The organism is Pleurocapsa sp. PCC 7319, assembly GCF_000332195.1.
In the GTDB taxonomy this organism is placed as follows: Bacteria; Cyanobacteriota; Cyanobacteriia; order Cyanobacteriales; family Xenococcaceae; genus Waterburya.
Window position 1 is genome coordinate 6,069,888 of record NZ_KB235922.1, and the last position, 15,127, is coordinate 6,085,014.

At 38.0% G+C, this 15,127-nt stretch carries 14 protein-coding genes and 1 pseudogene; 8 read left to right on the forward strand and 7 right to left on the reverse strand.

Annotation, left to right across the window (positions count from 1 at the left end):
- Positions 1-27 precede the first annotated feature (27 nt).
- From PLEUR7319_RS0131555 to ptsP, 4 genes and pseudogenes are all read right to left on the reverse strand, one after another.
- Positions 28-309, reverse strand: a pseudogene (locus PLEUR7319_RS0131555) (helix-turn-helix domain-containing protein); the annotation flags it as partial.
- A 176-nt stretch (positions 310-485) separates the two neighbouring features.
- Complete coding sequence (locus PLEUR7319_RS0131560) at positions 486-713, reverse strand: ferredoxin family protein (RefSeq protein ID WP_019509243.1); 228 nt, start codon at positions 711-713, stop codon at positions 486-488.
- Between the two features lie 30 nt (positions 714-743).
- Positions 744-1,730, reverse strand: a complete 987-nt coding sequence (locus PLEUR7319_RS0131565; RefSeq protein WP_019509244.1) for an LD-carboxypeptidase — start codon at positions 1,728-1,730, stop codon at positions 744-746.
- Positions 1,731-1,916: 186 nt separating this feature from the next.
- Positions 1,917-4,379: a phosphoenolpyruvate--protein phosphotransferase gene (ptsP, locus tag PLEUR7319_RS0131575; RefSeq protein ID WP_019509246.1), complete on the reverse strand. Its 2,463-nt coding sequence runs from the start codon at positions 4,377-4,379 to the stop codon at positions 1,917-1,919.
- 154 nt (positions 4,380-4,533) lie between these two features.
- Here ptsP and PLEUR7319_RS0131580 point away from each other — a divergent pair, with 154 nt between their 5' ends.
- The gene (locus tag PLEUR7319_RS0131580; protein WP_019509247.1) at positions 4,534-5,010 is read left to right on the forward strand and encodes a DUF4079 domain-containing protein; all 477 of its coding nucleotides are present in this window, start codon (positions 4,534-4,536) and stop codon (positions 5,008-5,010) included.
- Between the two features lie 196 nt (positions 5,011-5,206).
- Here the strand turns inward: PLEUR7319_RS0131580 and PLEUR7319_RS0131585 are convergent, their stop codons facing one another.
- A complete protein-coding gene (locus PLEUR7319_RS0131585) occupies positions 5,207-5,938 on the reverse strand; it encodes a DUF1997 domain-containing protein (RefSeq protein ID WP_019509248.1) in 732 nt (243 codons plus the stop codon).
- Positions 5,939-6,053: 115 nt separating this feature from the next.
- Here PLEUR7319_RS0131585 and PLEUR7319_RS0131590 point away from each other — a divergent pair, with 115 nt between their 5' ends.
- The 3 genes from PLEUR7319_RS0131590 (at position 6,054) to PLEUR7319_RS0131600 (ending at position 9,184) form a co-directional block, all read left to right on the forward strand.
- Complete coding sequence (locus PLEUR7319_RS0131590; protein ID WP_019509249.1) at positions 6,054-6,713, forward strand: SDR family oxidoreductase; 660 nt, start codon at positions 6,054-6,056, stop codon at positions 6,711-6,713.
- An 80-nt stretch (positions 6,714-6,793) separates the two neighbouring features.
- Positions 6,794-7,513 (forward strand): glycoside hydrolase family protein, encoded by a 720-nt coding sequence (locus PLEUR7319_RS0131595; protein ID WP_019509250.1) that lies wholly within the window; start codon positions 6,794-6,796, stop codon positions 7,511-7,513.
- Positions 7,514-8,257: 744 nt separating this feature from the next.
- Positions 8,258-9,184, forward strand: a complete 927-nt coding sequence (locus tag PLEUR7319_RS0131600; protein WP_019509251.1) for a hypothetical protein — start codon at positions 8,258-8,260, stop codon at positions 9,182-9,184.
- 25 nt (positions 9,185-9,209) lie between these two features.
- Here PLEUR7319_RS0131600 and PLEUR7319_RS0131605 read toward each other — a convergent pair whose 3' ends face one another.
- Complete coding sequence (locus PLEUR7319_RS0131605; protein WP_019509252.1) at positions 9,210-10,628, reverse strand: YdiU family protein; 1,419 nt, start codon at positions 10,626-10,628, stop codon at positions 9,210-9,212.
- Positions 10,629-10,708: 80 nt separating this feature from the next.
- Here PLEUR7319_RS0131605 and PLEUR7319_RS0131610 point away from each other — a divergent pair, with 80 nt between their 5' ends.
- From PLEUR7319_RS0131610 to PLEUR7319_RS0131620, 3 genes are all read left to right on the forward strand, one after another.
- Positions 10,709-10,966, forward strand: coding sequence for a chlororespiratory reduction protein 7 (locus PLEUR7319_RS0131610; RefSeq protein ID WP_019509253.1), 258 nt, complete (start codon positions 10,709-10,711; stop codon positions 10,964-10,966).
- Between the two features lie 25 nt (positions 10,967-10,991).
- Positions 10,992-11,828, forward strand: coding sequence for a lysophospholipid acyltransferase family protein (locus tag PLEUR7319_RS0131615; RefSeq protein WP_019509254.1), 837 nt, complete (start codon positions 10,992-10,994; stop codon positions 11,826-11,828).
- Between the two features lie 199 nt (positions 11,829-12,027).
- Positions 12,028-13,257 carry an LL-diaminopimelate aminotransferase gene (locus tag PLEUR7319_RS0131620; RefSeq protein ID WP_019509255.1) on the forward strand — a complete coding sequence of 410 codons (1,230 nt, stop codon included), beginning with the start codon at positions 12,028-12,030 and terminating at the stop codon, positions 13,255-13,257.
- A 17-nt stretch (positions 13,258-13,274) separates the two neighbouring features.
- Here the strand turns inward: PLEUR7319_RS0131620 and rnc are convergent, their stop codons facing one another.
- The gene (gene rnc, locus PLEUR7319_RS0131625; RefSeq protein ID WP_019509256.1) at positions 13,275-13,997 is read right to left on the reverse strand and encodes a ribonuclease III; all 723 of its coding nucleotides are present in this window, start codon (positions 13,995-13,997) and stop codon (positions 13,275-13,277) included.
- 152 nt (positions 13,998-14,149) lie between these two features.
- On the opposite strand from rnc, the gene PLEUR7319_RS0131630 reads away from it, so the two are divergent.
- Entirely contained in the window at positions 14,150-15,118 is a 969-nt protein-coding gene (locus PLEUR7319_RS0131630) for a hypothetical protein (RefSeq protein ID WP_019509257.1), read from the forward strand.
- The last annotated feature ends 9 nt before the right edge of the window (positions 15,119-15,127 follow it).

Genomic DNA, 15,127 nt, shown 5'->3' on the forward strand with positions numbered 1-15,127 from the left:
GCTGAATTAAGCTGAATTTAACAAGCTCTTTTCAAAAAAGTTGATAAATGCACGAGACAAATTGAGTGATGTTTGTTGCAGAGATTGAGAATAAACCTCTGTTTTTAACCACTTATGTTCTTGTTTGAGATTAGGCAACAAAGCATTTAGCCCACTACGAGACAAGCTTTTACCAGTCTCTTTATAGGTTTCAATACTTTTGTTCAAAGCATAATTCCACCACCAACGACAGCAACCCATAGCACCTGCCAATTGCTGCTTTTGTTCATCAGTGGGATAAATTCGTACTTTTTGTGCTTGTCTAATCATGTCTATCACTATAAATGTTGATGATAAAATACTCAAGCACAAGATTCTCAACCCTTGATAGCCAAGTTCGATTCATCTCCCACTAAGCACTACATCCTTGGTACTTTGAGGGAGAATTTTCTTACACTAGGTTAAATAATTGCATTCGTAAATCTCGGTTTTTCAGTACGCTCTAATTACTGAGGAGTTTTTTGTAAATCTGGTCGTTCATCAGGTAGAATTGCACCTTCTACGGGGCATACCTGTAAACAAATACCACAGTCAATACAGGTGGCAAAATCTATCCAATACCAGTCTGTTCCCTTCGTATTTTTACCGGGACCATCATGGATACAGGCTACGGGGCAAGCGTCAACACAATCAGCTACTCCTTCACAGATTTCAGTGACAATAGTATGGGGCAAAACAGTTCTCTCCTTGAAGTTTTTTATGGGTTAGCCTGTGTTTGAAATTCTAGCAGAATTTACCTGCCAGCTTAAGACTCCTGTATCACCATCTAACTGAACTACTTGTCCAACTGGCAAGCTAGCATTGACTCCATCATGTCCAAAAGGCAAGTCATAAACTATTGGAATATTTAAATCTCCTAAGCGATCGCTCAATACTTTTTCTATTGTCCAGCTATTACTCCCAGGATAGGGTTCACAACGACTAAAACGACCCAAAGCAATCCCTTTAATTTGTCTTAATACGCCCATCATGCGCCACTGAGTTAACATTCGATCAATTCGGTAGGGATATTCCGTAACATCCTCTAAAGCTAGAATTGCTCCTGAGAAATTGGGCTGTGCAGAGGTATTTAGTAAATGAGTAGCTACTGTTAAATTAGCTGGCATTAATCTACCGTAAGCACTACCCCCTCCTCCTGGCTTTCCTAGTAAAGGTTTAATTTTTCCTGTTTCTAGATAATCAAACATTCTGGCGATCGCCCAATCTGGTTCGGCTGCCAAAGTCGTCATTACTGGAGCATGAAGACCAGAAATTCCTTGAGTCGCCAAGCTCCACAGAAGGCTGGTCACATCAGAGAACCCAATTAGCCATTTCGGATCGGGGATCGGGGATTTTTGAGCAGATGAATTATCTTGTTCCGAGGACTTTTGTTGCCAACTCCAATCTTCTAATAGCCTTGCTCCGCCGTAACCACCTCTGACGGCAATAATTGCTCTACATCTGGGATTATGCCAAGCTGACGCTAAATCTTCTCGACGCTGGCGATCGCTTCCTGCTAAGTAACCACAACTAGATTGATAATTACTACCAAATTCAACTTGATAACCCCGTTCTCTCCAAATCTCTATCCCTTTTTCTAAAGCTTTTTTTTCCTTTAACGCCCCACTAGGTGCGATCGCCATAACTAGATCACCAGGCTTGAGAAAGGGTGGTAATTGACATTGATTGACTATTGAATGTGGTGATTGCATTTCTCTTCTATACGCTTATTACTTCCCAATCGAAAGTGAAAATGAATCATCGGGTAATTGGTAATTTTAGAATTAAGTGGCGTCAAATTTTTTTCGATGAATTGCAAGAACACTTAAAAATATTTCAAACTGCCCAATGCTTAGCTCGCCGAGTTGAGTAAAGCTACTTATTCTCAATTATTATTTCTACAAAGCAACACTAGAAATGTATTCTCTCACTGCTATTGCTGAATCTAACTGTAAGACAGTAGATGCGATCGCCTTTACCTCCGACTTACTCAAACCAGCAATCTTGGCTTTAATTTCAGGTATAGCGGGAGGATTAACACTTAATTCATCTACCCCTAATCCCAATAAAATCGGCACGGCTTTAGGATCGCTGGCTAATTGACCACAAACGCTGACGGTAATTCCTGAGTTGTGAGCTGCATCAACGGTTTGACGAATCATTCTCAGTACCGCAGGTTCGTAGGCATCGGCTAAAGCTGCAACTTTCGGGTTAGTGCGATCGCTTGCCATGATATATTGACTGAGATCGTTAGTGCCGATGCTGAAAAAGTCTACTTCCTTTGCTAATAAGTTAGCCATAGTGACAGCAGCAGGTGTTTCGACCATGATGCCAATGGCAATTTCTGAATCGAAATCAATACTACTTTCTTTTAATTCTGCTTGCACTTTAGAAACTAGCTGTTTAGCTGCTTTTACTTCTTTTACAGATGTCACCATCGGAAACATTAGCTTGATCTTATGCTTTGCTGATGCTCGCAGTATTGCTCTTAACTGAGTTTTAAAAAGATCAGGACAATCTAAACTCTGACGAATACCGCGCCAACCCATACCAGGATTAGTTTCTGCGGGGAGATTGAGATAGTCAACGGGTTTATCTGCACCAATATCTAGAGTGCGAATAATTAGGGGACGTTCTCCCAGAATTGAACCTATCTCATTAATTATGTTAAGTTGTTCAGCTTCGGTTGGAGATGTGGAGCGATTTAGATATAGTAATTCAGTTCGCAATAAACCCACCCCATCCGCACTACATTTAAGAGCGTAGGTAGCGTTATGTACGCTCATAATATTGGCGAGTACAGAGATTTTATGACCATCTAGGGTAACTGCTTCTGAAATAATTGCGTCTTGGCGATTTTCTTGAGCTTGTATTTGTCGCCGTAGTTCGCTACTGGGGTCAAGCCAAATTTGACCAGTTGACCCATTGATCGCTATTTCTGTATGAGGCGCGAAGGAAAATAATTCTTGACCCACGTCGACTATCATTGGTATCCCCAGTTGACTGACAACTAAGGCACTATGGGCGGTGGCACTACCACTAGCAAGACAAATTCCTAATACTTGACCTGATTGGATTTCTGCTACTTCTGAAACTGTAAGATCGTTAGCAACTAGAATTACACCTTGGGGAATATTAATTGACTGGTGGGTTACTCCTAATAAAAGACGCAGTATTCTCAGTCCCACATCTTCTATATCAGCAGCACGAGCTCGTAAATATGAGTCTTCTAGAGCTTGATAAGATGCTGACAGTTTCGCGATCGCTTTTGCCCAAGCAGTGGCAGCAGTTAAGGATTGGTCGAAAACTATTTGACGAGTTTGATTAATTAATTCTGGGTCTTTTAAATAGAGTAAATGAGCCTCAAAGATAGTGGCTGATTCTGCTGATTCTTTTCTAATAAGTTGTTTTAGTTCTTCTATACCCCGATCAATGGCTTGTTGTAGTTTTTGCCATTCTGCATCGGGATTATCTGTTGTTTCGTTAATAACTTCTGGGATAGTAGGTTGATAAAAAAATACTGGCGCGATCGCACTTCCAGGTGAGGCAGGGATGCCTGATAGCGAAGATGATGAAAGTTGAGGAGATGAGGAAAGTTGGGGAGATGAGGAAGGATCATTTGATTCACCAAATCCTTCTTCAACTAATTTCTGCAAAGCTGCTAAAGCTTCAGTCGAGTCTTCTCCTGTTGCGGTAACAGCTATTTCGTGTCCCTGGCGCACTCCCAGAAGCATAACCTGATTAATACTTTTGGCACTTACAATTTGACTTTGGGTAGTGAGATTTTGTAGCTTGATTGCGGCTGAAAAACTAGATGCTGTATTTACGAACTTAGCTGCGGGACGAGCATGAAGCCCGTAATGATTAATAATCGTCAGTTTAATTGTTTGTTCGGCAGAGGCGACAGCAGTTTCATTTTCCAGACTGTTTTCTTCCTCCAATGAGATCTTATTCCCTGTTAACTGGGATATCTTGACACTTAATGAAGCCCTCGCGGATGCCATGACTCGATCTAAGGATGCACCAGATGCTGCTTCTATGACTGCTGCGATCGCCCCTTCTACCAGTGGAGCTTCACATAATCTAACTTTTTTTCGCTCTTCTACTGGGAGCAACTCCAAAGCCATTTCCGCACTTAGAATAGCACTTCCTAAATCCATTAAAACAATTACTCCTGACGGATCGCTCACGGATTCGATGGCAGCCTGAATTTGGAGTGCATCAGTGCCCAAGGGATTAACTGGATCATCTATTCCGGCAGCGATCGCCAAAGGGACATCAGTTGGAATCATTTGTTGAGCTAATTCTTTGACCCCTGCTGCTAACTTAGCACTATGGGAGACAATAACAATTCCAACCATGTCATTTCAGGAAGAAAATCTTAGAATAACTAGCTTTTTTACTCACTTATCAAAATAGCATTTCCACAGTAATTGATTCGCTTTATAAAGTTACTATATGTTAAGTTAAATTTCATAAAGTTTTAAGCTTATTGGATTTAGAGAGGAGAGCAACATGGCAATAGAAATTCCCGATGCGATCAAAACCTGGTCACAGTTCGGTCATCCTTTATTAATGTGGGTGTTGTTAGGTATTACTGTTTACGCCCTATACTTAGGAATTCAAAGTTCTAAAATTCGTAGTGCCGATAAAGAAACCAGAAAAGAATTAGTTAAGAAAAATTTTACTCAAAGACACCACAAAATGGGTTCACTGCTTTTAGCCTTAATGGTGTTGGGTAATATAGGCGGGATGGCTATAACCTATATCAATAATGGCAAACTTTTCGTAGGTCCACATCTTTTGGCAGGATTGAGCATGGTTGGTTTAATTGCCGTATCAGCGTCTTTAGTCCCCTATATGCAAAAAGGTAATAGCCTGGCTCGCAACACTCATGTTTCTCTGAATGTTTTGCTTTTGGGATTGTTTGGTTGGCAAGCAGTAAGTGGAATGCAAATATTACAAAAAATCGTTGATCGTATGATGTCTTAAATAAAACGGCTTAATATAACTCTTTTTCAAGACGTAAAAACTATTTTGCGTCTATTTTTTATTTTACATTCACGATATCGAAAGTATGAATCTTGGGGAATTAGTGACCGATATAGCTAGTTTGAAGAAAATTGCGCTCAATATGAGAGTCAGATTGAACTGAGCTCTATCTAAACTCTCATTTCCTTGAGTAATTTCAAGCAGCATGTTGATCGGATTTAATAACTTTATTCAGTTGTCTACTATTTTTTGGTGGTATAGGTAAGTTATGACTTTCATGAAAATCTTGCTGTACTTTATATGTCAGGCGAGGGGAGATTTGACGGACTATTTGCCCCAATACGCGATCGCCAGTAGATTGAATTAAAGAAGAAGATAGCTTGTGAATAAATTTAGGAAATTCCACTTCTACCGCTAAATCTAACTTCCAATTTACTTGAGTAATAGTTCTAGGCAAAACCTGTTTTTTCGAGAAAAACTTATTTGTTGCTATTTCTTGATTATCTACAGGCATCTCATTTAACTCCATTGATGCCTGGTAGTTTACCTTATATCCTGGAGCTTCGTAGTCAGAAAGAGGAATAGTGTGCATCTGGTAAACTTTGCCTACAGGTGGATTCAAAACCACTCCGATCTTAGGTTCCACCTCGTAACCAAAAGAACCATATTTACCTACAGTTAAAACATATCCATTATCTCCCAAAGATTCAACTTTCATCGGTTGGGCACAACGACAAAACCAGCCTTCATGGGCATTTAAATATTCAGCAACTGTATCTGAATCGCTATACATATCCATTCGTCCATTGAAGCTAACCTCAAAGACAAATGTTCTTTGTTGTTCTGCAATATAAGTAAGTTGCATAGCATCAGGTGTAGAAATTTCTAAGAATGTATTTTGTGGGCGAGCGATCAATTTTGAGTGCATATTGAAATTTAAATTACGGTTTTAGAACTTCTCCCTACTGTTAAGATAATTACAATAAAGGAGTTAATTATCAGCAAAACACCTTTTAATTTAAATAGGTGTGATTAGGATTTTTATGAAAATATTTGTTGCAGGAGCTACAGGGCAAACGGGCAAACATATTGTCAGACAGTTGATAGAAAGAAACGTTCCCGTCAAAGCTTTGGTCAGAGATACAGAAGCAGCTAAGGCTATATTGCCTCCTACAACAGAATTAATCGTCGGCGACGTACTAAAACCAACCACCTTTGAAGATCACCTTGCTGATTGTAACGTTTTGATCTGTGCCACTGGTGCTAGCCCGAGTTTAGATCCCACAGGTCCTTATCAAGTTGATTATCAAGGCACCAAAAATTTAGTCAATGCAGCTCAAGCCAAAAACTTAGAGCATTTTATTTTGGTTTCTTCCCTCTGTGTCTCCAAGTTTTTTCATCCTCTAAATTTATTTTGGTTAATTTTGTACTGGAAAAAACAAGCCGAATCCTACATTCAATCTAGTGGTATTCCCTATACGATAGTCAGACCAGGAGGTTTGAAAAACGAATCAAATTCTGAGCCAATTGTGATGTCCGGTGCTGATACTCTTTTTGATGGTAGTATTCCTCGCCCTAAAGTTGCTCAAGTATGTGTAGAAGCAATATTTCAGCCAGAAGCAAAATCAAAAATTGTCGAGATAGTTACCAATTCTGAAGCAGAAAGCAAAACTTGGGAAAAGTTATTTAGCCAAGTACCCTAATCTATCGACTATAGCGCAACAATATCGAGGGATTTAGTATTTTTTGTTGACAATAAAGTCTTCTTATCGGGCTGCCTACAATGCAACTAATTAATCAAGCTAGTAAAATTATCTATCTCGGATGTCTAATCTTAATCCTGTCAAAATTGGGAGGGCATATCAGTAAATCTCAAACACTAGTTTATATACAAAGCTCTCGGCAATTGTTGAGCAAACTTTCTCAACATTGGCACCAAAGACACTCCTCTTCAGTACCAAATACAAATTTTATTCCTAGTCTTCATCGTACCCAACCATTAGTAATGAGCGGTGGAGATCCTTATATCAGAGCTTTGATGCGAACTATTACTGCCAGCGAAGCTAATGTCAAACGTCCTTATAACGTAATTTATGGTGGTCAACACATTGAAGATCTCAGCCGCCATCCTGAAGTATGTGTTTCAATCGTGGCTGGTCCAAACAAGGGAAAATGTACTACTGCGGCAGGACGTTACCAGATGCTAGATTTTACCTGGAGCGAACAAGCACAAAGATATCATCCTAATCCTTCGGGCTTCTGGCGATGGAAAACCTATAGTTTTGAGGCAGAATATCAAGATGTAGTAGTTCATGACTGGTTAAGTGATTCAAATGCTTGGGGAACTAGTATTCCTCAGCAATTACGACAAGGAGAAATAACTCAGGTACTGAAGCTACTTTCTGGTACGTGGACTAGCTTAGGATATGGAATTGAAACTAACTCGATGAGCAACTACTTACCTCAAATCTATCAAAATATGTTACAAGAGGAGCTAAGTTAATCAGCTTGAATATACTATTGTTAGATTTTTGGTATCCAAAAAATAGTATTGTATGACAATACAAATATGTCAAATTCACATAGTGAAATAAGTCAATACAAGTTTATTGACCAGTCGATTCACACTGTATTTGAGCTTAATATTGTTATGATTTTTACAATTATAATTTATGCTCATGATTAATAGTTTGGTTTATGTTCAATATTATGAAATACTAAACCAATGGTCAATTAATTAATGAAATTTCTAGTTCGTAGAGTTAATTTAAAGTATAGAGAAGGTATCAAGGTGGATTTATATTTTCATATTGTGTCTGGTTAGAAAACTGAAAAGATTGGAGATGGAAAGCAGATAAAAGGTCATTAGGGAAACTAATAACCTGACTGCTTGAAATAATCACTGTCAAGTTTTGCGATGTATAAACTTTATTTTTCCTGCTCAAGAGGCATTTTTACTTAAGCGATTGCGAACCGTTCAAAGAACAAGTCACAGATTACCCCGCCGTCCTCATTCGAGGATAAATGAAATGACGGCGCCTTCTTACAAAGTTTTTGACGCGTAGCGCGAAAAGCCCTTGCTCTGACAGTTGGTCAATCATTTCAAGGCATTAATATCCCTGACTCAAGCAATTAGATTCTTATAAAATTGCTTGAGTTGGCATATATTTGTCAAGCACTCAAGCAAACAACATAGTTTAATACTAAAAACTAGTATAATAAACGATTATATCTTGTTGAATACAAAGTGAACAATCATATTTCAGATTCATTAAAGTTAGATATTTTTAAATTTAAAGTGAAAATTTATATTCCACTTCTTTATTCGGAAAAAATAAAGAGACCTGGTAAAAGATACTTCTTAAATAATATTATAGGAGAAGATTTTATTATTTTATGGTTATCTTTTGCCTACACTAGCTCCCATCTTTTGCTTAGTAGTATTAGCATATTCTTATTATTAATCGCATTTTGGTGCATATATGAGCTAGGTTATATTGAAAATGACATTATTGGTGATAAGTATGAGGACAAAGCAGTTCTTTCTCATAATTATAAATCTGGTGAATATTCATTTGGTCTCTGGCAACCTTGGCTTTGGTCTTTAGGACTATCTATTTTAGGCATTATTGCTCTCGAAAATAACAAAATTTTTGAAATCTCTTCACTTGATGTTTTTACTTTCCATGGATATGAACATATTTTTTCAGATATCTCAGCAAAGTTGATTTATTGGGGATTTTTTTTACTAGCTTTGAGAGGAATCTTTTATGTTTATAATAATATCAATAAACAGAGTAGAGTTTGGTTCTATTTATTATTACAAACCTTTCGCTACTGTGGTTTTCTAATAATAATTACTACCAATACGGTAGGATTAATGTTACTAGTAAGTTGTATTTTGACTCGTTCTATTCAATATATTTTATATCGTTATTTGGGAGGTCAAGAAAGCAGTTGGCCGATGGATTTCCCTAGATATTTCTTTTGCCTATTAATCTACATATTATTAATAGGTATTTTAGCTGTTAATAGCCGTGATTTATCGTTAATTTTTAATTTTCAAGTATTGTTAATTTGTAGTTTTTGTCTACTTAGAGGGCGCAAAGGTTTTACTAATGTTTTTGCTAACTTTCTTCCTGTTAGTCAAGATGGTTCCAATGGAGTTACCTGACTGTTAAGTAATCAGTAATCAGTAATTATTCTTTAGTTTGTAATTTACTAATCAAATCATAAAATGGTTGCCAGTTGTTATCCTCGGAAATTGATTGCCAAACAGATTCAATAACTGTTCTAAGAAGGGCAGTCTGAGGATTATTAAATGTAAGGCGATCGCCTATTTTTTCCATTTCTGCTGCTGGCAGTTGATTGAGACACTTATGATATAAATCACGCCATATAGAGTTAATTTGATGATTAAACGTCGCATTTTCTAAAATTAAATTACTATCTTCTCGCCAACCATAATTAAATCCTTGGGCTAGTTCGGCAAAAAAGCCATGATAACTAATTTCTGTATCTCTTAATAGCTCGATAGTTTGAGCAAGTAATTCAATGGTAAATAATGGTTCAGATGCCTCAAATCCTAATTTTTGCAGCATCAATTTTTGGTAATACTTCTGATAACAGTCATCGTATTGTGCTAAGCCAGCCTCTAAATTTGATTGCTCAGTAACCATTGCCAGAGGTAATTGCAGCATCTCTAAATTAAATTTACAGATATGTGGTTGATTGCCATAACTATACCGCCCACCATAATCAAAACTTGCTGCGGTAAACCGAGGATTATAAGTCGGAATAAAGGCATAGGGACCATAATCAAAACTCTCCCCTGTAATCGACATATTATCAGTATTCAATACACCATGACAAAAACCAGCCGCCATCCACTGCGCTGCCAGCTCAGCAGTTCTGTTAACTAATGCTGCATAAAATTGACTATATTTATCTTCTGTCTCAGGAATATCGGGATAATAAACAGCAATAACACTATCTAAAAGCTTAGTAATATAATCTGGACGCTGAATGTAGTGTAATCGCTCAAAAGTACCAAAGCGGATATGAGAACTACTAAATCTGACCATCACTGAAGAACGAGTCGGGGAAGGCTCATCGCCCCGCCAGAGAGATTCTCCCGTTTCAATTAAACTTAAACAGCGAGAAGTCTTGACTCCTAATTGGTGCAAAGCTTCAGCAGCTAAAACTTCTCTGACTCCCCCTTTGAGGGTTAATCTACCATCTGCACTTCGGGAATAGGGTGTTCTCCCCGAACCTTTGGTTCCCAGATCGACAAGATTTCCATTTACATCTCTAACCTGTCCGTATAGAAAACCTCTGCCATCCCCGAGGAAGGGATTATAAGCGCCAAATTGATAGCCGTGATAGCGTAAAGCTAAATAAGGACGTACTCCCTGAAACTTACCAAATGCTTCGATAAAATCGGCATCACTGATTGAAGTTGCCTCTAAACCTATCAATGGCAATAGTAAGTCGTTGCGATAACGTAAAAAATGTGCCGGAAACTCGGCAGCAGCTACTACATCGTAATAATCATCTCCCAATTTCTCCATCACTGGTTCGTATTCAAGATTCAAGAAAGGATTGAGATTGGGTTTCATCGCAGTTACAAAATTAGACAAGAAACTAGCTTTAGAATTAATGTATAAGAAATTACTCTTGCTTGCTTACTTTTTCTCCCATGCCAGATTCCATCATGTATCAAGAGGATGGCTATATTGTCCTCGAATCAGACCAAGTCGAAGAATTTATGTCCGCTGAAGAATTAAAAGCGAAGCTAGTCAGTTTTTTATTACTGGAAGAAGTAACTATTCCCAAGGAATTAGAGCAGTTTGAATCAGCTGAGTTACAGGCGCAACATTTACTAGATCATTATTTTGAATTAGATATCGGTGCAGATAAATATCTCCAGTGGTATGTGGTGCGTTTGGAAAAGTAAATTTAGGGAATTTTTCACCGATTAAATGAGTCAAAAAAGTAAATTCACCGATATCAATGGGCGGTCGTTAGACGCCAGAAATCCGGAATTGATTGAGTCTTTTATGCCATTGTGGGAGTGGTTTTATCGCTATTATTTTCGTGTAAAAACTGATGGCTGGCATCATATTCCCAATCAGGGTCAGGTGTTACTAGTCGGTTCACACAACGGTGGATTGGCAACTCCTGACATGGTAATGAGTATGTACGATTGGTTTCGTCGTTTCGGTACCCAAAGACCAATCTATGGCTTAATGCATAGTAGTGTTTGGTCAGTGAATCCTCGATTAGCTAGACTGGGAGAGCAAACAGGAGCGATCGCCGCTCACCCCAAAATGGCGATCGCCGCCTTGAAAAGCGGGGCTAGTGTCTTAGTTTATCCAGGAGGCGCACAAGATGTATTTCGTCCCTATACTCAGCGGAACCAAATAAATCTAGCTGGGAGAAAAGGTTTTATCAAATTAGCATTGCGAGAAAAAGTACCAATTGTGCCGATTATTTCTCACGGCGCACACGATACGATATTTGTCTTAGGAGATATTTATGAGCTAGTTAAACAACTTCATCAGTGGGGAATGCCTTGGTTATTTGATACAGACCCCGAAGTATTTCCTATCTACCTTGGTTTACCTTGGGGAATTGGCATTGGTCCTCTTCCTAATATTCCCTTACCAGTACAAATTCACACTCGTGTCTTGCCACCAATTGTCTTCCCCCAAAATGGTCAACAAGCAGCACGCGATCGCGCTTATGTCGATCAATGTTATGAATTAGTGGTTAACACCATGCAAGAGGGATTAGATCAATTAATTACTGATTACTGATTACTGATTACTGATTACTGATTACTGATTACTGATTGCTTATTTCAGTATCACAGCAAAAAGTTCGGACATTTTGCTGAAATATCAATCAAAAACTCATTACTCATTAATTGCAAAGTAGTCACTTTTAATTTCCTAAATATAATTTTGTACAGCTACAAAAGGTAAGCTTTATAAGTGGCGTTTGTAGAAAAAATTTATGGCAACGATTAACGATAACTATCTCAAACTCAAAGCAGGATATCTGTTTCCCGAAATTGCAAGAAGAGTCAACGCTTTTGCAACAGAAAATCCCGATGCACCGATTATCAAGCTAGGAATTGGGGATGTTACCGAACCTTTACCCGCAGCTTGTCGTGAGGCAATTATTAAGGCTACCCATGAGATGGGCGATCGCGCTACTTTTAAAGGGTATGGTCCCGAACAAGGTTATCTTTGGTTAAGAGACAAAATTGCGCAACAAGACTTTCAGGCTCGCGATTGTGACATCGATGCCTCAGAAATCTTTATCTCAGATGGGTCTAAATGTGATTGTGGGAATATCCTAGATATTTTTGGTAAAGACAATAAGATTGCTGTTACCGATCCTGTGTATCCTGTATATGTTGATACTAACGTCATGGCAGGTCATACAGGAGAAGCAGATGAAACTGGTAAATATGAAGGTTTAGTTTATCTCCCCATCAGTGCCGACAACGACTTTACAGCAGAAATTCCTACGGAAAAAGTAGACTTAATTTATCTTTGCTTCCCCAATAACCCCACGGGGGCAACTGCTACTAAAGAACACCTAAAAGCTTGGGTAGACTACGCTAGACAGCATGGTTCATTAATTCTCTTTGATGCCGCCTATGAAGCTTATATTACCGATCCTAATTTACCCCACTCCATTTACGAAATAGATGGAGCAAAGGACTGCGCGATCGAGTTTCGTTCATTTTCCAAAAATGCTGGCTTTACAGGTACTCGTTGCGCCTTAACTGTAGTTCCGCAAAACCTAACAGGTCAAGCTACTGATGGTTCAGACGTGAAACTATGGCAACTTTGGAATCGTCGTCAATCAACTAAATTTAATGGTGTATCATACATCGTACAACGAGGAGCAGAAGCAGTTTATTCTGAAGCTGGACAAGCACAGATAAAAAAATTGATTAGCTTCTATTTAGAAAACGCTAAAATTATCCGCGAACAGCTTACAGCAGCGGGAATTCAGGTATATGGAGGGGTCAATGCTCCTTATGTCTGGGTCAAAACTCCTAACGGCTTATCAAGCTGGGATTTCTTTGATAAACTGCTGCTCAACTGTAACGTAGTTGGGACACCAGGATCTGGTTTTGGTGCCGCAGGGGAAGGCTATTTCCGTATTTCTGCCTTTAATAGTCGCGACAATGTTAACGAGGCGATGAAACGCATTAGCGAAAAGTTTTAGACATGATCGAGTTTGAATTAATTTAGATTTAATTTAACTGTTTTTATTGCTGCTTCGGCAGCTTTTTTTTCAGCTTCTTGTTTACGACGACCTGTCCCAACTCCATATACCTTGCCATTTATTAGTACTTGAGCTGTAAATTGTTTAGCGTGATCGGGTCCTGATTCGTCAATAATTTGATAAGTTGGTCTAGTTTGATATTCAGCTAGTGCCCATTGTTGGAAACGATTTTTGCTATCAATAAATGTTTCTTGAGGTTGAACTAAATTTTGGTTGACATCTAAATTAGAGCCTAAAGAATCGTTGACTAATTTCTCTGCTAAAGGTCGAAAAATTTTTAAAATATATTCCCTAACTGCTTCAATTCCGGTATCGAGAAAATAAGCACCCAACGTAGCTTCAAAAGTATCGTTAAGTAAGGATGGGTTGTCTCTACCTCCGTCCTTGTCAGCTCCTTTTCCTAAGCGCATTAATTTTCCGAGACCTAATTCCGCTCCTAATTTGCCTAATTGCGTTTCGTCGACTAATCGCGATCGCAGGTGAGTTAATTGAGCTTCGTTGATCGAAGGATACATTACGTAGAGCATCTCGGCGATCACAAAACCGAGAACCGCATCACCAAGAAATTCTAAGCGTTCATTATCTTCTCCCGCTCCAGGATGTTCGTTGACGTAAGAGCGATGGGTTAGAGCTAAATTAAACAATTCCAGATTTTTAAATGATGGTAATTCTGAATTCATTTTTAATTCTTAATTGAAACTCGACTTTCAAGATGGAAAACAAAAGATGATTTGTCAAGTTTTGTTACAAAACGCATAAATATAATCTGGGTAAGAGAAGTAATCAATAGTTGAAGATCTTTCGATCTTTTATTTTGATTGGACTCTAATAAATGACGAGCATCAATAAGTTTGAGCAAGAAAAATATGAACAAGTGCAACAACTTTTACAACAAGTTCAAGCTACAAACAACTTTCAACTGCAAGAATTAGTCATTAACCAAATTGCGGTGAAAATTTTGCGATCGCGTCCATTATGTCGTCGATTTAATGGTAAGCCCCTAACTGGAGTTTATCAAGAAATTTATGACCAAGCTAAAGAACAATTAGTCGCTCTTATTCAGCAACATTCAGCAAAATCAAGTCTGTTAACAAACGGTAATCATTTCTCAAATTACCAACAGCTCACGCCGGATTATTTATACTCAATACAAACAGAAATTTTTCAAAGAATACTCAATGATAATCAATTGAAAAAACTGTGTTTAAATGCACAAAATTTTTTGGTCAATAGTGAACTGAGAACTTATGCTCTAACCGAATTAATTAAGGCAATCAAACTATCTGGTAAATTATGCCGTCCCCATATGAATAAATTCCCTCCTAATTTATATAATCTTCTCTATCAAGAAGCTCTAAGTGAAACCTATATATATATATGTTTGAATATCGACTTATACGATCCTGAACGTGGACAAAAAAAATTCATGAATTGGGTTAATTTCAATTTAGACAAACTTTTACTTAAATGTTATGAAAGATATAATAAGTATAGTAAATATGAGCTTTCTTCTTTTCAAGACTTAGAGCAAATTAAGCAACCCTTTGAGCATCAAGATTTAAGCAAATTACTCAGACAATATCTGAGTCAAGATCCAGATAATATTTTTCGCGAAGCTTATATTAGAAATAGACCAAATGCCAACTTTCGTCAGATTGCTCTAGCTAAATTTTCTGGTCAAAGTTGGATAGAAATATCGCTGCAACTAGATATCCCAGTCTCAACCCTAAGTAGTTTTTACAATCGATGGTGCCGTCGATTCGCACCCATATTAAAAACAGAATTAAAAAAGTATCTTTAGCTACATAAC